General features: G+C 71.8%; 18 protein-coding genes. 13 read left to right on the top strand and 5 right to left on the bottom strand.

The features are described 5' to 3' along the window. Positions 1-191: 191 nt before the first annotated feature. On the top strand, positions 192-1,235 hold the full coding sequence (locus ABD329_RS22050; protein WP_309142727.1) for an LLM class flavin-dependent oxidoreductase: 1,044 nt from the start codon (positions 192-194) through the stop codon (positions 1,233-1,235). Here the strand turns inward: ABD329_RS22050 and ABD329_RS22045 are convergent. Then, positions 1,225-1,515, bottom strand: a complete 291-nt coding sequence (locus tag ABD329_RS22045; RefSeq protein ID WP_198277390.1) for a DNA gyrase inhibitor YacG — start codon at positions 1,513-1,515, stop codon at positions 1,225-1,227. The two genes, ABD329_RS22050 and ABD329_RS22045, sit on opposite strands and share 11 nt — an antisense overlap. A gap of 212 nt (positions 1,516-1,727) precedes the next feature. On the opposite strand from ABD329_RS22045, the gene ABD329_RS22040 reads away from it, so the two are divergent. Together ABD329_RS22040 and ABD329_RS22035 are read left to right on the top strand one after the other, a co-directional pair. Beyond that, positions 1,728-2,330 carry an LmbU family transcriptional regulator gene (locus ABD329_RS22040; RefSeq protein WP_246618480.1) on the top strand — a complete coding sequence of 201 codons (603 nt, stop codon included), beginning with the start codon at positions 1,728-1,730 and terminating at the stop codon, positions 2,328-2,330. Positions 2,331-2,813: 483 nt separating this feature from the next. Next, positions 2,814-3,827: a ParB/RepB/Spo0J family partition protein gene (locus ABD329_RS22035; protein WP_246618479.1), complete on the top strand. Its 1,014-nt coding sequence runs from the start codon at positions 2,814-2,816 to the stop codon at positions 3,825-3,827. 129 nt (positions 3,828-3,956) lie between these two features. On the opposite strand, the gene ABD329_RS22030 is transcribed toward ABD329_RS22035, so the two are convergent. Continuing rightward, complete coding sequence (locus ABD329_RS22030) at positions 3,957-5,027, bottom strand: alpha-hydroxy acid oxidase (protein WP_198277399.1); 1,071 nt, start codon at positions 5,025-5,027, stop codon at positions 3,957-3,959. A 58-nt stretch (positions 5,028-5,085) separates the two neighbouring features. Further along, positions 5,086-6,207: a 4-hydroxyphenylpyruvate dioxygenase gene (gene hppD, locus ABD329_RS22025; RefSeq protein ID WP_198277387.1), complete on the bottom strand. Its 1,122-nt coding sequence runs from the start codon at positions 6,205-6,207 to the stop codon at positions 5,086-5,088. Between the two features lie 180 nt (positions 6,208-6,387). Between hppD and ABD329_RS22020 the strand changes: the two genes are divergently transcribed. From ABD329_RS22020 to ABD329_RS21990, 7 genes are all read left to right on the top strand, one after another. Continuing rightward, a complete protein-coding gene (locus ABD329_RS22020; RefSeq protein WP_246618478.1) occupies positions 6,388-7,491 on the top strand; it encodes a prephenate dehydrogenase in 1,104 nt (367 codons plus the stop codon). Between the two features lie 192 nt (positions 7,492-7,683). Continuing rightward, on the top strand, positions 7,684-9,081 hold the full coding sequence (locus ABD329_RS22015; protein ID WP_246618477.1) for an aminotransferase-like domain-containing protein: 1,398 nt from the start codon (positions 7,684-7,686) through the stop codon (positions 9,079-9,081). An 80-nt stretch (positions 9,082-9,161) separates the two neighbouring features. Next, positions 9,162-10,235, top strand: a complete 1,074-nt coding sequence (gene dpgA / locus ABD329_RS22010; protein ID WP_198277386.1) for a 3,5-dihydroxyphenylacetyl-CoA synthase DpgA — start codon at positions 9,162-9,164, stop codon at positions 10,233-10,235. A 14-nt stretch (positions 10,236-10,249) separates the two neighbouring features. Beyond that, positions 10,250-10,909 (top strand): enoyl-CoA-hydratase DpgB, encoded by a 660-nt coding sequence (dpgB, locus tag ABD329_RS22005; RefSeq protein ID WP_198277385.1) that lies wholly within the window; start codon positions 10,250-10,252, stop codon positions 10,907-10,909. Beyond that, positions 10,906-12,189 carry a (3,5-dihydroxyphenyl)acetyl-CoA 1,2-dioxygenase DpgC gene (gene dpgC / locus ABD329_RS22000; RefSeq protein ID WP_198277384.1) on the top strand — a complete coding sequence of 428 codons (1,284 nt, stop codon included), beginning with the start codon at positions 10,906-10,908 and terminating at the stop codon, positions 12,187-12,189. The genes dpgB and dpgC overlap by 4 nt, the downstream gene beginning before the upstream one ends. A 59-nt stretch (positions 12,190-12,248) precedes the next feature. Further along, on the top strand, positions 12,249-13,745 hold the full coding sequence (locus ABD329_RS21995) for an FAD-dependent oxidoreductase (RefSeq protein ID WP_344316783.1): 1,497 nt from the start codon (positions 12,249-12,251) through the stop codon (positions 13,743-13,745). A 2-nt stretch (positions 13,746-13,747) separates the two neighbouring features. After that, positions 13,748-14,656 carry an alpha/beta fold hydrolase gene (locus ABD329_RS21990; RefSeq protein WP_198280678.1) on the top strand — a complete coding sequence of 303 codons (909 nt, stop codon included), beginning with the start codon at positions 13,748-13,750 and terminating at the stop codon, positions 14,654-14,656. On the opposite strand, the gene ABD329_RS21985 is transcribed toward ABD329_RS21990, so the two are convergent. Further along, positions 14,538-15,887, bottom strand: coding sequence for a sensor histidine kinase (locus ABD329_RS21985; protein ID WP_198280679.1), 1,350 nt, complete (start codon positions 15,885-15,887; stop codon positions 14,538-14,540). The genes ABD329_RS21990 and ABD329_RS21985 overlap by 119 nt on opposite strands. 8 nt (positions 15,888-15,895) lie before the next feature. Then, positions 15,896-16,549 (bottom strand): response regulator transcription factor, encoded by a 654-nt coding sequence (locus ABD329_RS21980; protein WP_198280680.1) that lies wholly within the window; start codon positions 16,547-16,549, stop codon positions 15,896-15,898. Between the two features lie 221 nt (positions 16,550-16,770). Between ABD329_RS21980 and ABD329_RS21975 the strand changes: the two genes are divergently transcribed. The 3 genes from ABD329_RS21975 to ABD329_RS21965 form a co-directional block, all read left to right on the top strand. After that, complete coding sequence (locus ABD329_RS21975; RefSeq protein ID WP_198280681.1) at positions 16,771-16,977, top strand: MbtH family protein; 207 nt, start codon at positions 16,771-16,773, stop codon at positions 16,975-16,977. 54 nt (positions 16,978-17,031) lie between these two features. Further along, the gene (locus tag ABD329_RS21970) at positions 17,032-19,113 is read left to right on the top strand and encodes an ABC transporter transmembrane domain-containing protein (RefSeq protein WP_198280683.1); all 2,082 of its coding nucleotides are present in this window, start codon (positions 17,032-17,034) and stop codon (positions 19,111-19,113) included. A gap of 51 nt (positions 19,114-19,164) precedes the next feature. Continuing rightward, positions 19,165-23,915: amino acid adenylation domain-containing protein (locus ABD329_RS21965; RefSeq protein ID WP_344316782.1), on the top strand; the 4,751-nt coding region annotated here is incomplete at its 3' end.

The raw sequence follows: 23,915 nt of genomic DNA, 5'->3' as shown, positions 1-23,915 counted from the left end.
TCTGATCGTGCAGTACAGCCTGGGCATCGCCAGCTGGTCGCGCCCACGCGGCTACTGCGGGAGGTGGACGACACCGCGGAGCCGTCCCGCGCTCCGGCTCCGCACCTGGCCGACGGCGATACGGCGCGGGTGCGCTGACCGCCGTACACCGTGCCGTACCGAACACCACACCAAGTCCTCAGGAGGAGACCGTGAACGAGAACAGCGGGATACGCGTCGGCGTGCGCATACCGCCGTGCGACCGGGTGGACCGGCTGGCCGGGACCGCCCGGCGGGCGGAGGAACTGGGCTTCGACCAGGTGTGGTTTCCCGACTCCCAGCTGCTGTGGCGGGATGTGTTCACGGCCCTGACCGCCGCCGCGCTGGGTACGGAACGGATCGGCCTGGGCAGCGCGGTCACCAACGTCGTCACCCGGCACCCGGCCGTCGTCGCCTCGGCCGCGCGCAGCGTCGCCGAGCTGGCCCCCGGCCGGTTCACCCTCGGCCTCGGCGTGGGCAACAGCTCGGTCGGGCCCATCGGTGTGCGCTCCAGCACCGGGGCCGAACTGCGCGCCGGGACCGCCACGCTGCGGGCGCTGCTCCAGGGGCAGGAGTGTGATTTCAACGGCGTACGGTCCCGGCTACGGGACCCGGATCCGGACGTGCCGATCCACGTGGCCGCCAGCGGTCCGCGCAATCTGCGGCTCGCCGGGGAGATCGCCGACGGTGTCATCCTGCTCAGCGGCGTCTCGCGGACGACGCTCGCCGGTGCCACCGCCCGGGTGCGGGAGGGCGCCGAGGCCGCGGGGCGCACCCCGGCGGCGATCCCACTGACGGTCTCGGCGTTCTGCGCGGTGACCGACGATGTGGAGGCCGAGGCCCGGCTGCTCAAGCCGATCTGTGCGTCGATCGCGCAGAACGGCGGAGCGCCCTTCCTCGCCCTGGCCGGGATCGAACTGGACGTCCCGGCGCGGGTGGAGGGGGTCTATCCGGACCTCGTGCACGCCGAGGACTGGGCCGCGGCCGTCGAGATCTGCTCGGCGTGGGTCAGCGATGAGACGGCCCTGCGCTTCGCCCAGGAGTTCTGCCTCTTCGGCACCGCCAAGGAGATCGCCGAACGGCTCACCGCGCTGCGCGCCGACGGGGTGGCCGATGTGTTCCTCCAGCACGTCGGTTCCTACGACCCGCCCACCGAGCTCATCGAAAGCGTCGGCTCCGGGGTGCTGCCCGCCCTGCGGCCGGAGGTCAGCCGGTGAGGGTGCCGGACCCGGAACCGCCGTCGGCCGCGACGATCAGATTGAGCACGGTGATGTGCTGACCGCAGTTCGGGCACTCATGGCCGGTGCTGAGCGGGGGCACCGGCGCCGGCGCCCGGTGGTGCGTCCGGTCCGTGGTGTCCACGGTGGCCGTGCCACGGCGGTGGGCCCGCCACCACCGGGTCTTGCATCTGGAGCCGCAGAACCTGCGCGTCGGGTTCCTGCTGGTCCAGGTGAACTCGGCGCCGCATTCGGCACACCGCCGGGCTGCGGTGTCCATGTAGCCTCCTCTGTCGGCTCGCGGTGAGACTGATTCCGGATGCATGCGCCCAGTAGACCGGTGCATGGGTTTCGGCACCGTAACGCCCTCGGCCGCCCGCGCGTCATGCGCTTCTCGGCCATGGGAACCGGCCGGGTGCGATGAAACCTCGCCGAAACCCCCCGCTGTGGAGGATGAGGCCGCCGAAGACGAGGGCAGGTGAGGTGTGCACGATGTCCATCCCCGCGAACGGGCGGACGACCACCCGGCGAACGGGATTGTCACTCCCTCCCGATCTGCCGCTGCCCGAGTGGCGCCACCTCGGCCAGCAGATCCACGTCATCGCCGACTCCTCCGCGTGGTGGCTGGGCGATTGGCTCATCTTCGGCCAGGAGCACTACCCCGACCGCTACCGCCAGGCGCTGAAGCAGACCTCGCTGGACTATCAGACCCTCCGCAACTACGCCTGGGTGGCACGCAAGTTCGAGCCCGGCAGGCGGCGGGGCAAGCTGAGTTTTCAGCACCACGCGGAAGTGGCGGCCCTCCCCGAGGCCGAGCAGGAGGAGTGGCTGACCCGGGCCGAGGAGGGCGGCTGGACCCGCAATGCGTTACGCCGTCAGATACGGATGCGGCGGCAGTCTCCGGAAGCCGCACAGGAGCCGGGCGTTGTGCAGGTGAACGTGGTCGCCGAGCGCAGAATCCGCTGGGAGCGGGCGGCGGAGACCGCCGGGCTCGGGCTCATGGACTGGATCATCCGGATGCTCGACGAGGCGGCCGACGACCCGGTCCCGCATATTCCCGGCCCGGCCGCCGACCCGCCTGCCCTGGGGGCGTAAACAGCGCTCCGTAGAACCTCTAGCCAATGCTTTCCGTCCCGCCGGCGGGACGACGGCGTGGATTCCGGAGCGGCATTCCCGCGATTCCCCAGAATTGGCGTTCCCGCATGCCCCATGAAAGCATTTCATGAGTGCTCCAGGGCTCCGGGAAAGAGCGTGCAGCACCAGATGAGGGGCTGAACGGAGCCGCATTCACCTCATGTGACGCGTCTCGTCCCGCCGGTATCAGTAGGCACCTACAGAACGCCATCGTTTCCGCTGGTGATCGCTCCATCCGGCATCCTGAGTTCTGGTTGGGCAACAGCGGCGCGCCGCGCGCGGATACGGGGTGTCAAACCGCCTGAGCGCTGTTAGAGTCTGCGTCGAAAGATTGAACGGCCTTTCGCGATTTCGCGAAGTGGAGCAACGGGGGGTGGTCGATATTGATCGGCCACGATTGGCGATCTTCGAAGTGGTGTCCAAAGCGTTCCTGCCACCCCCCGGATGGAAATTCCTTTCGAGGCGAGCTCGCCTTGGAGCGGGGGGTTGGCGATGTTCGAGCAGCAGCTTGAGGAAGTGGTCGTCGAAGTCGACATCGCGTCGATTTCGACGGCGGAATCACCGCGAAGTTCAGGGGAGGACCCGGAGCACATCCAAGCGCTGGCGGAGACGGAAGTCACGTTACCGCCCATCATCGTTCACCGGTCCACGATGCGGGTGGTCGACGGCGCCCACCGGCTACGGGCCGCGGAGCTCCGCGGCGACGAGAAGATCGAGGTCAAGTTCTTCGACGGCAGCAAGGCCGACGCGTTCGTCCTGGCCGTCGGCTCCAACATCACTCATGGCCTGCCGCTGTCGATGACGGACCGCAAGTCCGCGGCCGCGCGCATCATCGTGTCGCATCCCCAGTGGTCGGACCGCATGATCGCGTCGGTCTCGGGCATCTCGGCGGGCACCGTCGCGGAGATCCGGCGGCGGACGTCGGCCGAGGACGCTGCCAGTGGCAGCCGTATCGGTCAGGACGGCCGGGTCCGTCCCATCAACAGCGCCGCCGGGCGCGAGCTGGCGAGCAGGCTGATCACGGCGAACCCGGGTCTGTCGCTGCGCCAGATCGCCCGGGCCGCGGGGATCTCCCCGGAGACCGCACGGGATGTCAGGAACCGTATGAGCAGGGGCGAGGACCCCCTGCCGAAGTCGCGTGGCGCGGCGAAGGCCGGGGGCCGGCGGACCGAGGCGCTGAGCCGGTCCACGGCGGGCGCGGCCACCGCCGAGGTGGTCCCGATGGCCGATCGCCTCGCGGCCGTGCACCGTCTCACCTCGGACCCCGCCCTGCGGTTCAGCGAGACGGGCCGCAGGCTGCTCCGGCTGCTCAACATCAACATGCTCAGCACGGAGGAGTGGCAGGAAATCATCGCGAACGTGCCGCCGCATTGCAGCGGCATCGTGGCCAGCCTCGCCCGTGAATGCGCGGGGATGTGGGACGAGATCGCGGTCCGGGTGGACCTCCAGCTCGCGTAGTCCGTCCGGACACTCTGCCGGGCCGTCCAACCAGCGGGAATCGCTGGTTGGACAGCTCCGGCCCCACCCATGGCGACAAAAGGGCTCCGGCCAGGACGAGGGAGACCGTCCTGGCCGGTTCGTCCGTGCTCACCGCACGGTGCGCAGGCTCCGGGCCTCGGTGACATCGACGCAGCCCGCCAGCCCCAGGGACGACCGCAGTTCGGCGGTCAGGAGTTCGAACACCCGCCGCACACCCGCCTCACCGGCCGCGGCCAGCCCCCAGATCACCGGCCGTCCCACCAGCACCCCGGCCGCGCCGAGGGCCAGGGCCCTGAGGATGTCCGTACCGCTGCGGACACCGCCGTCGAGCAGCAGCTCGCAGCGGCCGCCGAGCACGGGCGCCAGCTCGGCCAGCGCGTCCAGGCTCGGCACGGCGCCGTCGAGCTGACGGCCGCCGTGGTTGGAGACCACCAGCGCGTCGACGCCCGACTCGGCGGCGCGCAGCGCGTCCTCCCGCGCCAGGACGCCCTTGAGCACCAGCGGCAGCCGTGTGTGCTCCCGCAGCCGGTCCACCATGGCCCAGGTCAGCCCCGGGGAGAACGCCTCGCTGGTGTGCGCGGCCACGGCCGAGGCACCGGACGGCCGGATGTGCGCCGTCCCGCCCGCGTCGATGTTGGCGGCCCGCACCTCGGCCGGGAGCGTGAACCGATTGCGGATGTCCCGCAGCCGGCGGCCCATCCACGGTACGTCGACGGTGAGCATGAGCGCCTCGCAGCCCGCGTCCTCCGCCCGGCGGGCGAGCTCCAGCGTCCGGGCGCCGTCACGCAGCCAGTACAGCTGGAACCAGACCGACCCGCCGACCGCCGTGATCTCCTCCACCGGCACACTGCTCAGCGTGGAGACCGCGAACGGCACCCCCGCGGCCTTCGCCGCTCGGGCGGTGGCCAGTTCACCGTCCTCGCTCACCAGTCGGTGATACGCCACCGGGGCCACCGCCAGCGGCAACGCCGCCGGGCGGCCGAGCAGCGTGACGTCGGTCGCGCACCGCGAGACGTCCCGCAGCACCCGGGGCACGAGGAAGGTGCGGTCGAACGCCGCGCGGTTGGCGGCGAGCGTCAGCTCCGCACCGCTGCCGCCCGCCACGAAGTCCCGCACGTCGGGCGGCAGGACGGTGGCGGCGGCGCGCTCGAGGTCGGCCAGACACTCGGCGTCCGCCAGGCTCCCGACATCGTCGACGGCGTCCGCATCCGCCCCGGCCGCACCGCGAACGGCACGGTCAGCGCCGGAAGTCACGCTGCCCGGTCCTCTCCAGCTCCACGGCCTCGTACAGCGCCTTGATGTTCGCGCTGCCGAAGGTCTGGGCGCCCTGCCGCTCGATGACCTCGTAGAAGAGGGTGTGCCGCGGGTGGGTCGAGGCCGTGAAGATCTGGAACAGCTGTCCGTCGTGGTCCTCGTCCGCGAGCACCCCGGTGGCGCGCAGATCGGCCAGGCGCCGCGGGCTGAGGTCGATCCGCTCACCCAGCAGGTCGTAGTAGGCGTCGGGCGTGGTGAGGAAGGTGACGCCGCGGTCGGAGAGGGCGCGCACGGAGCCGACGGCGTCGTGCGAGGAGAAGGCCAGGTGCTGCACGCCCGCGCCCTGGTGGCTCTTCAGGAACTCGTCGATCTGCCCCGGCAGGGCCGTGTCGTCTGGCTCGATGAGCGTGAGCGTGACGGTGCCGGACGGGCTCTGCACCACCTTCGAGTGCATCGCCTGGGCGCCGACGACGATGTGCTCCGCGAAGACGTCCCGGAAGCCCAGTGCCCGCTGGTAGTACGCGACGGCCGGGCCGAGGTCGCCGGTGCCGAGACAGACCGCGATGTGGTCGATGCCGAGCAGACCCACCCCGTCCGGGCCCGCCGCGGCGCCCGGCCCGTCGGGCCGCTCCTGGCCGTCCGTCGGCACGAAACCCGCGGGCAGCCCGGGGCCCGCGTCCGGCGCGCGCTGGACCAGGGTGTGGACCACGTCCCCGAAGCCGTGCACCGCGGCGGTGACGGCCGGGCCGTCACCGGTGTGCCGGACCGGTCGCCGGTGGACACCGGCGCCGTTCGCCACCGCCGCCTCGAAGGCCGCCCGCACATCGGCGGTGCGCAGCGCGATGTCCGCCACGCCGTCGCCGTGGCTGAGTACGTACGCCGAGGCGGGGTGGCGGTCGGAGGTCGCCTGGGTGAGTACCAGCGTGATCTGCCCGTGCCGCAGCGCCAGGCTGCGGTAGTCCGCCGAACCGCCGCTGCCGATGATGGCGAACGCATACCGGTCGACCCACTGGAACGCGCTCGAATCCAGGTTCTCCACATACAACTCGACATAGTCGATGGCGAGATCCGCGAGCGGCTCCGCGGCTTTTGATGAATTCCTCATATTGGCCCCCAGATGCGGAAGAAAACCGGGCCCGCAGAACTCTAGGCGGCCATGGGCGCGTCCAGCCAACGATGCCATTCCGGCGGTTGGCGGAACTCGTGGACGCCGGGCCTTCTTCATAAGCTGTGCCGCGTTTTGTGTTTCCGGGTCGCGGTCGTCTTGGACGGGTGATGTCTTGTGATGCGCACGATGGCCGTCATCGGCACCGGCCTCATCGGTACGTCGGTCGCGCTCGCCGCCACCGCTCAGGGCGTATCGGTGTATCTCTCCGACCGGAACCGGGCCGCCGCCAGGATCGCCGCCGCACTCGGCGCGGGCCGGGCGGAGGACCCGCCGGTCCCGGTCGACCTGGCCGTGCTGGCGGTGCCGCCGAGCCGGATCGCCGAGGTGCTGATCGAGGCCCAGGCGCGCGGTCTGGCCCGCGCCTACACCGATGTGGCGAGCGTGAAGGCGGGCCCGGAGCGGGCCGTGCTCGCCCGCGCCCCCGAACCCTCCCGCTACGTCGGCGGCCATCCGCTGGCCGGCCGGGAGCGGTCGGGGCCGCTGGCGGCGCGGGCCGAGCTGTTCCGGGGCCGCCCCTGGGCGCTGACGCCGCACCGGCTGACCTCGCGCGCCGCCCTCGACCGGGGCCTGGAACTCGCGGAGTTGTGCGGCGCCGCGCCGGTGGTGATGCGCGGCCGGGAGCATGACGAGGTGGTGGCGCTGACCTCGCATGTTCCGCATCTGCTGGCCAGCGTGATGGCCGCCCGGCTGCGCGACGGCCCGGCCGGGGTGCCGCTGCTGGCCGGGCAGGGGCTGCGCGATGTGACCCGGATCGCCGCCGGGGACCCCCTGCTGTGGAGCGACATCCTGCGGTCCAACGCGGCCGCCATGGCCGGGGTGGTGAAGGAGCTGCGGGCCGATCTGGCCCAGGTGGCGGCGGCGCTGGACGTGCTCGCCGAGGACGGTGACGGAGACTACGGCCAGGGCGTACGGACCCTGGAGGACCTGCTGGCCCGGGGCGTGGCCGGGCTCGCCGGGCTGCCGCGCCCCGGCGCCGGTCCGCCCGTGGCCGAGGCGGGCCTTCGGATCCTGGTCCCGGACCGCCCGGGGGAGCTGGCCCGGCTGCTGGGCGCCGTCGCGGCGCTCGGCATCGCCGTGGACGACGTCGCCGTGGAGGCCGCGGAGGAGAGCGGGCTGCGGGTGCGCGTGCCCGTTCCCACGGCCGACGCCGAGCGGATCGGGGCCAAGCTGGGCGCCGACGGATGGAACCGGGCCCCGGCCGAATCGATGCCCGCGGGATAGCGCTCCACAGGGCCGCCGACAAGCCCGTCCAAGTGCCCGGTTCGAGCAATTGGACGGCGTTGTCGAAAGGCCGACGGGCGTGTGATGCTGAAGCATCCGAGCCGCGCTCATTCAGCCGCTCTCATTCATCCGGCCTCAGTCAAGTCGCTCGCATCCGAGCCGCCCTCACCCATTTTCCGCCCGGGGGAATTCATGGCAGGAACCACCGTCGCCGCGCAGACCCGTCAACGGGAATACCTCGAAATGGCAGAGCTGCACGGCAGCGTTTCCGAGCCGGTGCTGGACACGATGAACTTCCTCAACGAGGTGACCCATCGCCATCCGGACGCGATCTCCTTCGCCCCGGGCCGGCCGTACGACGGCTTCTTCGACACCGAGCAGGTCTTCACCCATATCCGCCGCTATCTGGACCACCTGGCCGAGCGGGGGAGTTCACCGGCGGACATCCGTACCGCGCTGTACCAGTACGGGCCCACCGCCGGGCAGATCCGCCAGATCATCGCCGACTCGCTGCGCGTGGACGAGGACACCGATGTGCCGCCCGAGTCCATCGTGGTGACCGTCGGTGCCCAGGAGGCCATGCTGCTGGTGCTGCGCGCGCTCTTCGCGGGCCCCGAGGACGTCCTGCTCGTCTCCAGCCCCTGCTACGTGGGCATCACCGGCGCGGCCAGGCTGCTGGACGTGGCCGTGCGCCCGGTGGAGGAGCGCGAGGACGGCTTCCACGCCGCCGACCTGGAGGCCGCGGTGCTCGCGGAGCGGGCGCGCGGCCGCCGCCCCCGCGCGTTCTACGTGGTGCCCGACCACTCCAACCCGTCCGGGAACACCATGGGCCCGAAGGCCCGGGAGGAGCTGCTGGAGCTGGCCGAGCGCCATGACTTCCTGGTGCTGGAGGACAGCCCGTACCGGCAGGTGAGCCCCGGCACCCCGCTGCCGACGCTGAAGTCCCGGGACCGGGCCCGCCGCGTGGTGCACCTGGGTTCGTACTCCAAGACCGTCTTCCCCGGCGCCCGGGTCGGGTTCGTCGTGGCCGACCAGAAGGTCCGGGACGCCATGGGCGGTGAACGGCCGCTGGCGGACGAACTCGCCAAGATCAAGAGCATGGTGACGGTCAACACCTCGTCACTCAGCCAAGCCGCCGTGGCGGGCGCGCTGCTCGGCGCCCGGGGCCGCCTGTCGGAGCTGAACGCGGAGGCGGCCGCGTACTACGGCGAGGCGATGCGGGAGACGCTGCGGCGGCTGGACGCCCGGCTGCCCGCCGCCCGCCGGGAGGCGCTCGGGGTGCGCTGGAACGAGCCTAGCGGTGGCTTCTTCCTCACCATGCGGGTCCCGTTCCGGGTGGACAACACCGTACTGACCGCATCCGCACAGGACTTCGGCGTGATCTGGACGCCGATGACGCACTTCTACCCCGGCACCGGCGGCCACCACGGCATCCGGCTGTCCATCAGCTATCTGACGCCCGCCGAGATCGACGAGGGCACGGCGAGGCTCGCGCGCTTCATCGAGGCGTACAGCGCGCCGCACAACGCGTCCGGCGCCTCGCACAACGCGCCGCACAACGCGTCACACAGCACCAGCGGATCCCAGTGAGAAAGGTGAGGCAACGTGTCCGGACTGAGTCGCAGTCGCCGGCCCCGGAGCAAGCCGCGTATGTGGGGGTGGACCTTCCGATGACCCTGGCAGCCGAGCTACGGCCCCGCGCCCTCGGCGTGGGGACGGCGGTGACATCCACGTCGTACACCCAGCAGGAGGTGCTCGACGCCTTCCAGATCACCGACCCCAAGATCCGTTCGGTCTTCCTCAACAGCGCCATCGACCGCCGCCATCTGACGCTCCCGCCGCCGGACGGCAAGGGCGGCCGCGTCCCCGAACCACAGGGCGACCTGCTCGACAAGCACAAGGCCAAGGCCATCGAGATGGGCGCCGAGGCGCTGCGCGCCTGCCTCAAGCGGGCCGGTGCCGAGCTGGCCGAGCTGCGCCACCTGTGCTGTGTGACCTCCACCGGACTGCTCACCCCGGGGCTGAGCGCCCTGCTCATCAAGGAGCTCGGCATCGACCGGCACTGTAGCCGCTCCGACATCGTGGGCATGGGCTGCAACGCCGGGCTGAACGCCCTGGGCGTGGTCGCGGGCTGGGCCGCCGCCCACCCCGGCGAACTCGCCGTCGTGCTCTGCGCCGAAGCCTGCTCCGCCGCGTACGCGATCGACTCCACGATGCGCACCGCCGTCGTCAACAGCCTCTTCGGGGACGGCGCGAGCGCGATCGCGCTCCGCTCAGGACCGGACGGCGTGGCCGACCCCGAGGGGCCGCGCATCCTCAAGTTCGCCAGCCGCATCATCCCGGACGCCTCCGACGCCATGCGCTACGACTGGGACCGCGAGCAGGGCCGCTACAGCTTCTACCTGGACCCGCGGATCCCCTATGTGGTCGGTGCCCACGCCGAACCGGTCGTGGACCGGCTGCTGGCCGACACCGGGCTGCGCCGCAGCGACATCTCCCACTGGCTGGTGCACTCGGGCGGCAAGAAGGTCATCGACGCCGTCGTCGTCAACCTGGGGCTCACCCGGTACGACGTCCGGCACACCGTCGGTGTGCTGCGCGACTACGGCAACGTGTCCAGCGGCTCGTTCCTGTTCTCCTACGAACGGCTCCTGGACGAGGGAGTCGCCAAACCGGGTGAGTACGGCGTGCTGATGACCATGGGGCCCGGCTCCACGATCGAGACGGCGCTGGTCCAGTGGTGAGCGCGGAGGGTGTCATGGAAGAACTGCTGACCGTGACGGTCGACGGGGCCGAGCCGCCGACCGCCGCGACCGTCAACGCCGTACAGGCCGTGTGCGACAAGGCCGAGGACCGCCCCGGCTGCGGAGTCGTCGCCGTACGGGTCGGCGGGGCCCCGGCGGCGGGCTGGACCGGCGACCTCGATGTGATGCGCGTCAGCAAGTGGGAGCGGACACTGCGCCGCCTGGAGCGGCTGCCCCGGGCCACCGTCGCGGTGGCCTCGGGGGACTGCGGTGGCGCGGCCCTGGACGCCTTCCTCGTCTGCGACGTCCGGGTGGTCACCCCGGGCACCCGGCTGCTCGTCCACGGCGACGCCACGGCGACCTGGCCCGGGATGGCCGGCTACCGGCTCGTCCAGCTGGCCGGACCCGCGCGGGTCCGCCGGGCGCTGCTGTTCGGCGTGCCCATCGAGGCCCCCGAGGCGCTCGCGCTCGGCGTGGCCGATGAGCTGGCCGACGACCCGGCCGGTGCGGTCGCGGCCACCGCCGGGCTGGTCAGCGGGCTGGCCGGGAAGGAGGTCGCGATCCGCCGACAGTTGCTCTTCGACGCCGCGACGACCAGCTTCGAGGACGCGCTCGGCCCCCATCTGGCCGCCTGTGACCGGGTGTTGCGGCGGCCCGCGGTGGAGGCGTCATGACCGTCCCGCTCTGGCCGGAGCTGCGGCAGGCGGCCCATCGCGTCGACGAACTGGTGGCGAAACTGCCCGAACCCGGCGCCCGGGGAGCCGCGGAGCGGGCCGAGCTCGCCGCGGCCAAGGACACCGCCCGGGCGCTGCGGACGCGCTATCTGCACACCCACGCCGACGCCGTGTACGACCACCTCACCAGCGGCGGCGCCGACGAGCTCCGCATCGCCGAACTCGTCGGCGCCGCCGCGGACGCCTTCCCCGCGCTGCTGCCCACGGCCGGGCAGCTCGCGGCCGACCGCGCCCGGCGGCAGGCGGACAAGGAGGGGTACGAGATCGATCAGGGCATCTTCCTGCGCGCCGTGCTGGGCTCGCCCCGGTCCGGGCCGCATCTGCTCGACGCGATGCTCCGGCCGACACCACGGGCGCTGCGGCTGCTGCCGGAGTTCACCAGGACCGGTGTCCTCGAGACGACGTCGGTGCGGTTGGAGCGGCGCGGCGCCGCGGCGTATCTGACGATGTGCCGGGACGACTGCCTGAACGCCGAGGACGAGCAGCAGGTCGACGACATGGAGACCGCCGTCGACCTCGCGCTGCTCGACCCGGAGGTGCGGGTCGGGGTGGTGCGCGGCGGCCCGATGAGCCACCCCCGCTACCGGGGCCGGCGGGTGTTCAGCGCGGGCATCAACCTCAAGAGCCTGCACGCCGGGTCCATTTCGCTGGTCGGCTTTCTGCTCCGCCGCGAGCTGGGCTATCTCCACAAGCTGGTCAGGGGAGTGCGCACCGACACCGCGCCCTGGCACTCCCCGACGGTCGAAAAGCCGTGGGTCGCGGCGGTCGAGACGTTCGCCATCGGCGGCGGCACCCAGCTGCTGCTCGTCTTCGACCATGTGCTCGCCGCGTCGGACGCCTGTCTCAGCCTGCCCGCGGCCCGGGAGGGCATCGTGCCGGGGGCGGCGAACTTCCGGCTCGGCCGGCACACCGGACCGCGGATCTCCCGGCAGGTCATCCTTCAGGGCCGCCGGATCCGGGCCACCGAACCCGACGCCCGGCTGCTGATCGACGAGGTGGTCGAGCCGGAGGAGATGGACGCGGCCGTGGCCGGCGCCGTGGAGCGGCTGGGCGGCCCGGCGGTCGTGCCCAACCGGCGGATGCTGGGCGGGGCCGAGGAGCCGGTCGAGGAGTTCCGCCGCTATATGGCCGAGTTCGCGCTCCAGCAGGCGCTGCGCCTGTACGGCGAGGACGTCATCGGCAAGGTCGGCCGGTTCGCGCGGCAGGGGCGGGGCGCGTGACCGCGGCCGCGCCCGGCGCGCTACGAGAAGAGCAACGACGCCTGGAGGGGGAAGCAATGATGAGTGAGGGTCGTCAGGAGCAGGGGTACGACGTCGTGGTGGTCGGGGGCGGTCCGGGTGGGTCGACGCTGGCCGCGCTCGTCGCCATGCGGGGCCACCGGGTCCTGATTCTGGAGAAGGAGACGTTTCCGCGGTATCAGATCGGCGAGTCGCTGCTGCCGTCCACGATCCACGGCGTCTGCCGGATGACCGGGGTGGCGGAGAAGCTGGCCGCGGCCGGGTTCACCCCGAAGAAGGGCGGCACGTTCCGCTGGGGTGCCAACAGCGAGCCGTGGACGTTCTCCTTCTCGGTGTCCCCGAAGATCGCGGGGGCCACCTCGCACGCGTACCAGGTCGAGCGTTCGAAGTTCGACAACATCCTGCTGGAACACGCGGTGGAGAAGGGCGCCGAGGTCCGCTTCCGGGTGTCGGTCACCGATGTGATCGAGGACGGCGAGCGGGTCACCGGCGTGCGGTACACCGACGCGGACGGCACCGAACACGAGGTGCGCGCCACGTACGTCGTGGACGCGTCCGGCAACGGCAGCCGGCTGCACAAGCGGGTGGGCGGCACCCGGGAGTACTCGCAGTTCTTCCGCAGCCTCGCGCTGTTCGGCTACTTCGAGGGCGGCAAGCGGCTGCCCGCCCCCAACTCGGGCAACATCCTGTCCGTGGCGTTCGAGAGCGGCTGGTTCTGGTACATCCCGCTCACCCCGGACCTCACCAGCGTCGGCGCGGTCGTCCGCCGGGAGAACGCCGACAAGATCCAGGGCGATCCGGAGCGGGCCCTCATGGCGCTCATCGACGAATGCCCGCTGATCAAGGAGTACCTGTCGGACGCCACCCGGGTGACGGAGGGCCAGTACGGCCAGCTGCGGGTGCGCAAGGACTACTCGTACCACCAGACCACGTTCTGGCGGCCCGGCCTCGTGCTCATCGGCGACGCCGCCTGCTTCGTCGACCCGGTCTTCTCCTCCGGCGTCCACCTGGCCACCTACAGCGCCCTGCTGGCGGCCCGCTCGATCAGCAGCAGCCTGGCCGGGATCGTCTCCGAGGAGGCGGCGTTCACCGAGTTCGAGGCCCGCTACCGCCGGGAGTACGGAGTCTTCTACGAGTTCCTGATGTCCTTCTACGACATGCACGTCGACGAGAACTCCTACTTCTGGTCGGCCAAGAAGGTCACCCGCAACCAGCACACCGAGCTGGAGTCGTTCGTCGAGCTGGTGGCGGGCGTGTCGTCCTCGGAGTTCGACCTCGACGGGGCCGAGTCCGCCGCGCTGCGCATGAAGTCCAAGTCGGCGGAGTTCGTCTCCGCCATCGACGAGATGTCCGCCGACGCGGAGGGGAACATGACGCCGCTGTTCCGCTCCTCCGCGGTGCGCCAGGCGATGCAGGAGGGCGCTCAGGTGCAGAGCCGCGCCTTCCTCGGCGAGGACCTCGGCCCCGATGTGCCGATGTTCCCCGGCGGGCTCATCACCTCCGACGACGGCATGCTCTGGCAGCCGGGACCGGCCTGACGATGCCTGTCGTCCGGATCAACGGGATCCAGCTGAACTACGAGGAGCACGGAGCGGGGGACCCGGTCGTCATGGTGACCGGCACCGGGGCCCCCGGCCGGATGTGGCGCACCCACCAGGTGCCCGCGCTCAAGGCGGCCGGCTTCAAGGTGATCACCGTGGACAACCGCGGGATCCCGCCGAGCGATCCCTGCGCCGAGGGCTTCACCCTCGACGACATGGCGGCGGACATCGCGGGCCTCATCGAGCACCTCGGCGCGGGCCCGTGCCGGGTCGTGGGCTTCTCCCTGGGCGGCATCATCGTCCAGGAGCTGATCCTGGCCCGGCCCGAACTCGTCCGGTCGGCCGTGCTGATGGCGACCAGCGGTAGGGCCGACACCTTCGCCACCGCGCAGGCGATCGCGGAGATGGACCTGGCGGACAGCGGGGTGAAGCTGCCGCCGCGCTACGCCGCCTACGTCAACGCGTTGCAGAGCCTGTCCCCGCAGACCCTGGCCGATGAGCAACGGCTGCGCGACTGGCTGGACATCTTCGAGATCTCCGCCGTCGACCTGGCCTCGGTCCGCGGCCAGCTCGGCCTCCAGCTGATCCCCAACCGGCTGCCCGCGTACGCGGCCATCCGCTGCCCGTGCCTGGTGCTGGGCTTCGAGCACGACCTGATCGTACGGCCGCAGCTCACCCGGGAGGTCGCCGACGCCATCCCGGGCGCCCGCTACACCGAGATCCCCGGCTGCGGACACTACGGCTATCTGGAGAAGCCGGCCGCGGTGAACGCCGCGCTCGTCGACTTCTTCACCGCTCCTCTCGCCGCTGCGGTGGCGGTCCGGGGCGGTGAGCGGGTGAGGGTTCCTGCTGGTGGCCCGGTGGCGGTCCCGGTCGGTGGACCGGCGGGTGCGGAAAGCCGATCGTGAAGACGAGGCCCCCCTCCGGGCGGGCCTCCACGGCGAGCGTGGCGTCATGCGCCACCGCGATGGCCTGCACGATCGACAGCCCCAGGCCCAGACCGTCCTTGTTGGTCCGCGGGTCGCCGAGCCGCTGGAACGGCTGGAACATCTGGTCCAGCGCGCCCGGTGGCACCACCGGACCGGAGTTGGCCACGGTCAGGACGGCCCGACCGGGCTCGTCCGCCGTGGCCACCTCCACCCAGCCGTACGGCTCGTTGTGCCGCAGCGCGTTGTCCACCAGGTTGATGACGAGCCGTTCGGCCAGCGGCCGGTGGCCCGCCGCGACCGTCGCCGCCGGCGCACAGCGCAGCGTGACCCGCCGCTGCTCCGCATCCGTCCGGCGGGCCGCCACCACCTCCCGCGCCAGCCGGTCCAGGTCGAACGGCCTGCGCACCTCGATCCCCGCGTGGCTACGGGCCAGGGTCAGCAGCGCCTCGATCATGCGCTCCTGCTGGGCGCCCGCGGCCAGGATCCGCTCATGCGCCGCGCGCAGCGACGCCACGTCCGCGTCGGGATCCGACAGGGCCAGCTGCCCCAGCGTCCGCTGCCGGGCGAGGGGAGTGCGCAGCTCATGCGAGGCATTGGCGACGAACCGCCGCTGTGCCTCGAACGATGTCTCCAACCGGCCGAGCAGACCGTCGAACGTGTCGCCCAGCTCCTTGAGTTCATCGCTCGGGCCATCGAGCGCGAGACGCTGGTGGAGGCTGGTCGCCGAGATCTCCCGGGCGGCGCCGATGACCGTGCGCAGCGGGCGCAGTATCCGCCCCGAGACCACCCAGCCCAGCGCGATCGAGATGACCGACATCAGCCCGAGCGCGATCGCCGACTGCACCAGCAGGTCGTGCAGTACGGCGTCCCGCTGGAGTTCCATGATCTCCCGCGCCGCGGCCGGCAGGACATCGCGGGTGCTCTCCCCGATGCGCCCCTGCGGAGGCGGCACCGGCGGGGAGTGGCCGCCGGTCCCGCCCGTCCGCGGCCCACCGCCGTCCGGCGCGGGCTGCCCGCCGGACAGCGAACCGCCATTGGAGCCCAGCACCAGCAGATACGTGATCGTCAGCAGCGCCGCCCCCGAGAGCAGGAACAGCGCCCCGTACAGCAGCGTCAGCTTCAGCCTGACCGTACGCCGGGGCAGTGGTGAGTGCGCGAGCCGGGCGGTGAGCCGGGACAGCGGAGACAACAGCCGCGACAGCGAAGGCATCGGCGGCCTCAGATCCGGTAGCCGCGCTTGGCGACGGTCTCGATCACCGGCGGTTCGCCCAGCTTGGCCCGGAGCCTGCTGATGGTGATCTTCACGGCGCTGGTGAACGGATCGGCCGCCTCGTCCCACACCCGCTCCAGCAGCTCCTCCGCCGAGACCGCCCGCCCCTTGGCCGACAGCAGCAGCTCCAGCACGCCGAACTCCTTGGGCGCCAGCTCCAGCGGCCGGCCCGCCCGCGCGGCCTTGCGGCGCGCGGTGTCCACCACCAGGTCGCCGTGGTGCACCACCGGCGGCACGGCCGGATGCGCCCGCCGGGCCAGGGCGCCGATCCGGGCGATCAGCACCGGGAAGTCGAACGGCTTCGCCAGATAGTCATCGGCACCCAGATTGAGCCCGTCCACCAGATCCTCCGCCGACGCCGCCGCGGTCAGCATCAACACCCTGCTGCGGCAGCCGGACGCGATCAGCTCGGAGCAGATCTCGTCGCCGTGCATCCCGGGCAGATCCCGGTCCAGCACGATCACGTCGTAGTCACTGAGCAGCGCCCGCTCGAGGCCGCTCTCCCCGTCGAACGCCACATCGACGGCCATCTGCGCCCGCCGTAAGCCGACGGCCACCGCCTGCGCCATTTCCTGGTCGTCCTCCACCACGAGCACGCGCACCCGCGCCCCCTCCTCGGTCTGTCCAACCGGCCTGCCCGGCCCTGCCCCCTGGACAACGGGATCCAGAATGCCCCGGCTCCGGTTTCCGCGGGGTTTCACCCGTTGTCCAAGTGCAGAGAATACGCGGTTGGACGCCACTTCAATAGTCGACCTTGCCGCTCCCGATGGGCCCTCGTTACCTTGAATTCCGGCCCGCTCCGGGGAAGTTGGAAGGAGTGAAGATGACCAATCCGTTCGACGACGAAAACGGTTCCTTTCTGGTCCTGCTGAACGACGAGGGCCAGTATTCGCTGTGGCCCGCCTTCGCCGAGGTACCGGCCGGCTGGCGCGTCGTATTCGGCGAGGACACCCGCAAGAACTGCCTGGACCACATCGAGGAGAACTGGCGCGACATGCGCCCCAAGAGCCTCATCGACCAGCTCACATAGGTCGGAACGACCCAAGCCGAGGAGAGCGTCGTGTCCATAGGCGGCCCAGGGCCGATGATGATTCGCGCGGTGGGCCCCGACCCATCCGTGACCAAGCAGAAAATAAAAGCCGGGACCGCGAAACGGATAGTTCCGTATACCCGGCCGTACCGCGTCAGCATCTGTCTGCTGCTGCTCATGACCGTGGCGAACGCCGCCATTGTGGTGGCCGTCCCCATCCTCTTCAAATACCTCATCGACAATGGCATCGCCGAACATGATTCCGATGTCGTCGTGGGTATCGCCGTGGCGGTCGGCGGACTGGCGGTCCTCGGCGCGCTGCTGGGGTTCGGCGAGGCATGGTACTCGGCCCGGGTCAGTGAAGGACTCGTCTACGAGCTGCGCACCAAGGTCTTCGACCATGTGCAGCGCCAGCCGCTGGCGTTCTTCACCCGGGCCCAGACCGGCGCCCTGGTCAGCCGGCTCAACGCGGACGTGGTCGGTGCCCAGCAGGCCCTGACCTCACTGCTGTCCACGGTCGTCTCGGCCGCGCTCACCCTGCTGTTCGTCCTCATCACGATGTTCTACCTGTCCTGGGTGATCACCCTGATCTCCCTGGTGGTGCTGCCCTTCTTCATCCTCCCCGGCAAGGTCGTCGGGCGCCGGCTACAGCGGCTCATGCGCTCCCAGATGGAGCAGAACGCCGAAATGGGCGCGCTGATGAACGAGCGGTTCAACGTGACCGGCGCGCTGCTGGCCAAGCTGTACGGCCGGCCCAGCCGGGAGCTGCGCCAGTTCACCAGGCTGGCCGGGAAGGTCCGCGACCTCGGCGTCCTGACCGCCGTCAACGGCAAGCTGCTCTTCCTGTCGATGGTCCTCCTCAGCGCGCTCGCCACCGCCGTGGTCTACGGCGTCGGCGGCCGCCTCGTCATCGACGACGCCTTCGAGATCGGCACCCTGGTGGCCCTGGCCACGCTGCTCACCCGGCTCTTCGGCCCGATCAACCAGCTCTCCAGCGCCCAGGCCAACGTGGTCACCGCGCTCGTCAGCTTCGACCGGCTCTTCGAGATCCTCGACCTCAAACCGCTCATCTCCGAGAAGCCCGACGCGATCGCCCTGCCCCGCGACGGCGCGCCCGAAATCGTCTTCGACGGCGTCTCGTTCTCGTACCCGGCCGCCGCGGACGTCTCGCTCGCCTCCCTCGAATCGATCGCCCTCCCGCGGTCGGAGCGCACCAGGAACGACTGGACCCTGCGCGAGCTGAGCTTCCGGCTGCCCGCCGGGAAGCTCACCGCCCTCGTCGGCCCCTCAGGCGCCGGAAAGACCACCATCACCCATCTCGTACCCCGGCTGTACGACCCCGGCGAGGGCACCGTCAGCATCGACGGACACGACCTCCGGGACCTCACGCTGGAGTCCCTCTACGACACCATCGGCGTCGTCACCCAGGACGCCTACCTCTTCCACGCCACCATCGGCGACAACCTCCGCTACGCCCGCCCGGAGGCCACCGAGCAGGAGATGATCGACGCCTGTAAGGCCGCCCAGATCTGGGGCCTGATCGAGTCCCTGCCCGACGGCTTCGACACCGTCGTCGGCGACCGCGGCTACCGGCTCTCCGGCGGCGAGAAACAGCGCATCGCCATGGCCCGGCTGCTGCTCAAGGCCCCACCGGTCGTCGTCCTCGACGAGGCCACCGCACACCTCGACTCCGAGTCCGAGGCCGCGCTGCAACGGGCCCTGGAGACCGCACTCGCGGGGCGCACCTCGCTGGTGATCGCCCACCGGCTCTCCACGATCCGCGACGCCGACCAGATCCTCGTGGTCGACGGCGGCCGGGTGCGGGAAAGCGGCACCCACGAGGAACTCCTCGCCCTGGGTGGGCTTTACGCCGAGCTGTACCGCACGCAGTTCGCGGGGCGTGGTGGGCCGGGTGGGCAGGCGGCGTCGCCCAACGGGCGTGGGCCGGTGCCGCCTCCTCATGGCCATGGGCCGATGGGCAATGGGCCGATGGGCAATGGGCCGATGGGCAATGGGCATGGGCCGGGGCCTCATGGCGACGTGCCGATGCCCCATGGTCATGCGCCCTTTCCGGGGCCGGGACCTCATCCGGGCATGCGGGCGATGCCCGGCGGCCCGCCGCCCGGACAGGGCTGAGCACGGAGCTCCGATCACCGCCATCGCGTACCGCAGCAGAGGGAGACATCCATGCATGGCACGACCGAATCCTGGCGACCGCTGGGCGAGTTGTTCGACGCCCAGGTGGCCGAGTCGCCGGACGCGGTGGCGGTGATCGGGGCGGACGGTCTGGAGTGGTCGTACGCGGAGCTGGGGGCGCGGGCGGACCGAGTCGCCGGGGCGCTGGCCGCGCACGGGGTCCGGCGCGGTGACCTCGTGGCGGTGGTGCTGGACCGGTCCGCCGAACTGGTGGCGGTGTGGCTGGGGGTGGCGAAGGCCGGGGCGGGGTTCGTCCCGGTCGACCCGGCGTATCCGGCCGAGCGGATCGGATGGATGGTCGAGGACGCCGAGCCGGTGCTGGCGGTGTGCTCGGAGGAGACGCGGGCGTTGGTTCCGGCCGGGGTGGAGTGCCTGGTCCGGGATCCGGCCGCGGAGGGTGAATCCGCGCCCCCGGTGTCCGTGGACGCCGATGACGTCGCGTATGTGATCTACACGTCGGGCTCGACGGGCCGTCCCAAGGGCGTGCTCGTGACCCATCGCGGCATCGGCAACCTGGCGGCCGCGCAGATCGACCGGTTCGCGGTGGGGGCCGATGCCCGGGTGCTCCAACTGGCGTCGTTGAGCTTCGACGCCGCGGTGTCCGAGATCTGCATGGCGTTGCTTTCGGGCGCCGCGTTGGTGATGGCGGACGCGGACAGGTTGCCGCCGCAGGGGTCGTTGAGCGAGACGGTGGCCGAGTACGGCGTCACGCATGCGACCGTGCCGCCATCGGTGCTGGCGACGGTGGAGGAGCTGCCGGAGAGCCTGCGGACGCTGGTGGTGGCGGGTGAGGTGTGCCCGCCGGGGCTGGTCGAGCGGTGGGCGCCGGGGCGGCGGATGATCAATGCGTACGGCCCGACCGAGGTCACCGTGTGCGCGACGATGAGCGCGCCCCTGGAGCCGTCCGGACCGGTGCCGATCGGTGGGCCCATCGCCAACACACGGGTGTTTGTGCTGGATGAACGGCTGCGGCCGGTCCCCGAGGGGGTGCTGGGCGAGCTGTACGTCGCGGGACCGGGGCTCGCACGGGGCTATCTGCGCCGCCCGGGGCTGACGGCGGAACGGTTCGTGGCCTGCCCCTTCACCGGCGGGCGGATGTATCGCACGGGCGACCTCGCCCGGCGGACGGCCGACGGTGAGCTGGCCTTCGGCGGCCGGGCCGATGAGCAGGTGAAGGTGCGTGGCTTCCGGGTGGAGCCGGGGGAGATCGAGGCCGTTCTCGCCGGGCATCGAAGCGTCGGCCACGTCGCCGTGGTCGTACGGGAGGACCGCCCCGGGGACCGGCGGCTCGTCGCCTACGTCGTCCCTGACGAGGATGTGGACACCGGCGGGCTGCGGGAGTACGTGGCCGAGCGGCTGCCGGAATACATGGTGCCCACCGCGGTCGTCGCCCTGGCCGCGCTCCCGATCACGGTGAACGGCAAGCTGGACCGCGCCGCCCTCCCCGCCCCCGACTTCACCGACGCCGCCGAGGGCCGTGGCCCGCGGACACCCACCGAAGAGCTGCTGTGCCGGCTCTATGGCGAGATCCTCGGCCTGGAACGGGTCAGCGCGGAGGCATCCTTCTTCGAGCTCGGCGGCGATTCGATTCTGACCATGCTGCTGGTGTCGGTGGCCCGGCGCGCCGGGCTGGTGATCGCCCCGTACCAGGTGTTCGAGCTCGCCACCCCGGCCCGCCTCGCCGACGTCGCCGAACCGCTGGATGAGGGTGCCGCGACGGGTGACCGGGCGCGGGGCGCCGGACATCTGCCGCTCTCCCCGGCCATGCACGAACTGCTGGACCACGAAGGACTTCAGGGGCCCGCGAGACACGACGTGGCCGCGGAATTCAGGTCGGCCGTGCTGGACGTCCCGGCCGGGCGCGACCTGGATGACATCGTTCGTGCCGTGCGGGCCGTCGTCGACCGCCACGACATGCTGCGGGCCCGGCTGGAGATCACACCGGAGCGGCGACTGACCGTACCCCCGGCGGGCTCGGTACCCGTCCGCCCGTGGGCGCGGCGGGTGGCGACGGCAGGCATGGACGCCGATCGACTCCAGCGGCTGCTCGCCGCCGAGTCGGCCGAGGCCGGACGGCGGCTGGACCGGCGGGCCGGGGTGATGGCCCAGGCCGTGTGGTGCGACAGCGGGCCGGACGCGCCGGGGCGGCTGCTCGTCGTCGCGGACCGGCTGGTGGTCGACGCGAAGTCCTGGCGGATCCTGCTGGAGGACATGGCGGCGGCGGTCGTGGGGCGGGAGATCGCGTCGGTCCCGACGTCGTTCCGCCACTGGACACGGGCACTGGCCACGCAGGCCGACAGCGCGCGGCGGCGTGCGGAGCTGCCCGCGTGGACCGAACTCCTCGCCGCCGGTGACCCGTTGCTCACCACCCGGCCCGTCGACCCGGCCCGCGACGCGAACGCTCCCGTGCGGCGCGCCTCCGTACGCCTCCCGGCCGAGGCCACGGCGGCGGTGCTGACCGCCCTGCCGGACGCGTTCCACACCGGCGCCGAGACCGTCCTGCTGACCGGGCTGACCGCGGCCCTCGCCGCCTGGCGCGACGGCCAGGACCGGACCCGTGGCTTCCTCGTGGACGTGGCGGTGCCGGACCACGGACGGGGCGCGCTGGAAAGTGGCGCCGGTCTCTCCCGCACCGTGGGCTCGTTCGCCCACCGCCACCCCGTACGGCTCGACACCGGGGCCCTCGACCTCGCGGGGATCCGCCGCGGCGGGCCTGCCGCGGGCCGGGCCGTGAAGCGGATCAAGGAGCAGCTGCGGGCCGTCCCCGGCGATGGACTCGGCTACGGACTGCTGCGCCACCTCAACCCCGACACCGCCGCGACGCTCGCCGCCCTGCCCACCCCGCAGCTCGGCTTCACCGCCCCGGGCGACGACGACCGACCGCCCACGCATCCGCTCGAGGCGGCGGCCCGGGTCGAGGGAGCCGAACTGGTCCTCAGCCTGGACTGGCCGGAGCTCCATCTCACCGAACCGGCCGCCCGGCGCCTGCTCGAAGCATGGGCGGAGACGCTGTCCGGCCTCGCCGCACACACCGGCGGTGGCCATACGCCGTCCGACTTCCCGCTGACGGCACTCGACCAGGCCCAGATCGAGGAGCTCGAGGCCGAGGTGGTGGGCGGCGTGGTCGACGTACTGCCGCTGTCACCCCTCCAGGAGGGCCTGCTCTTCCACGCGGTGTTCGATGAGCGGGAGCGGGACATCTACGTGGAACAGAAGGTCCTGGCGCTCGAAGGCCCCCTGGATGTACGGAAGTTGCGCGTCACCTGGCAGGCGCTCGTCGAGCGGCACGGCAGTCTGCGCACCGGCTTCCGCCGTCTGGTCGGCGCGGACGAACCCGTCCAGGTGATCGCCCGCCACGTCACCCTGCCCTGGCGCGAGGTGGACCTGTCACACCTCGACGCCGAGGCGGCGCGAGACCGGGCGGACCGGTTGGAGAGCGCGGAACGGGCCCGCCGCTTCGACCTCGCCGCCCCGCCCCTGGCACGGATCCTGCTGGTGAAGACCGGCCCCGACCGCCACCGCATGGTCGTGACCCTGCACCACATCGTGCTCGACGGCTGGTCGCTGCGCATCCTCATCCGCGAGCTGTGGGCCGCCTACGCGGCCGGCGGCGACACCCGCGCACTGGCGCCGACCACGCCCTACGGCGAGTACCTGGCCTGGTTGCGCCACCAGGACCGGGAGGCAGCGCGCGCCGCCTGGCAGCGGGCGCTGGATGGCGTGTCCGAGCCCACGACGGTCGCCGCGCTCGATCCGAACGCCGAACCCGTCCTCACCCACAAGGTGCTCGCCGAGACCGGCGACCATCTGGCCGGTGCGCTGCGGGAGCTCGCCCGTGCCCACGGCGTCACGCTGAACACCGTCCTCCAGGTGGCCTGGGCCCAGGTCGTCGGCAAGCTCACCGGTCGCGGCGATGTGGTGTTCGGCGCCGCGGTGGCCGGCCGCCCGCCGGAGCTGGCGGGGATGGCGGACATGCTGGGGCTCTTCATCAACACGATCCCCGTACGGGTCCGACTGCGCCCAGCCGACTCGATCGCCCACTTGCTCACGGTGGTGCAGGCCCAGCAGTCGGCGCTGCTCGACCATCAGCACCTCGGCCTCAAGGAGATCCAGCGCCTGGCCGGACCCGGCGCCACCTTCGACACCCTGATGGCCTTCGAGAACTTCCACGCGGGCGAGACCGGACCGGCCGCCCCTCTGCGACTGTCGGACAGCACGACCCGGATGGCCACCACCTTCCCGCTGACGCTGGGGGTGGACCCGGCGGACGAGCTGAAGTTCTGGCTGGATTACCGCCCGGACGCGTTCGACGAGGACACCGCCCGGGGCGTGGTACGGCGGCTGGTGCGGGTGCTGGAGCAGATGGCGGCGGATCCGGCGGCTCGGGTGAGCGAGATGGAGCTGCTGGGGTGTGGGGAGCGGGCGCGGGTGGTGGAGGAGTGGAATGCCACTGGCCGGGTTGTGCGGGTGGGGGCGTTGGGGGAGTTGTTCGATGAGCGGGCGGCCGTCTCCCCGGATGCGGTGGCGGTGGTGGGTGCGGGTGGTGGGGAGTGGTCGTACGCGGAGCTGCGGGATCGGTCGGATGGGGTGGCGGGGGTGTTGGCCGCGCGGGGTGTGGGGCGCGGTGATCTGGTTGCTGTGGTGTTGGAGCGGTCGGTGGATGTGGTGGCGGTGTTGTTGGGGGTGGTGAAGGCGGGGGCGGGGTTTGTGCCGGTGGATCCGGCGTATCCGGTGGAGCGGGT

This window comes from Streptomyces javensis, from assembly GCF_039525925.1.
GTDB lineage: Bacteria > Actinomycetota > Actinomycetes > Streptomycetales > Streptomycetaceae > Streptomyces > Streptomyces asiaticus.
Note: the sequence above shows the minus strand (reverse complement) of the source record. Positions and strands in the feature narration are given on the sequence as shown.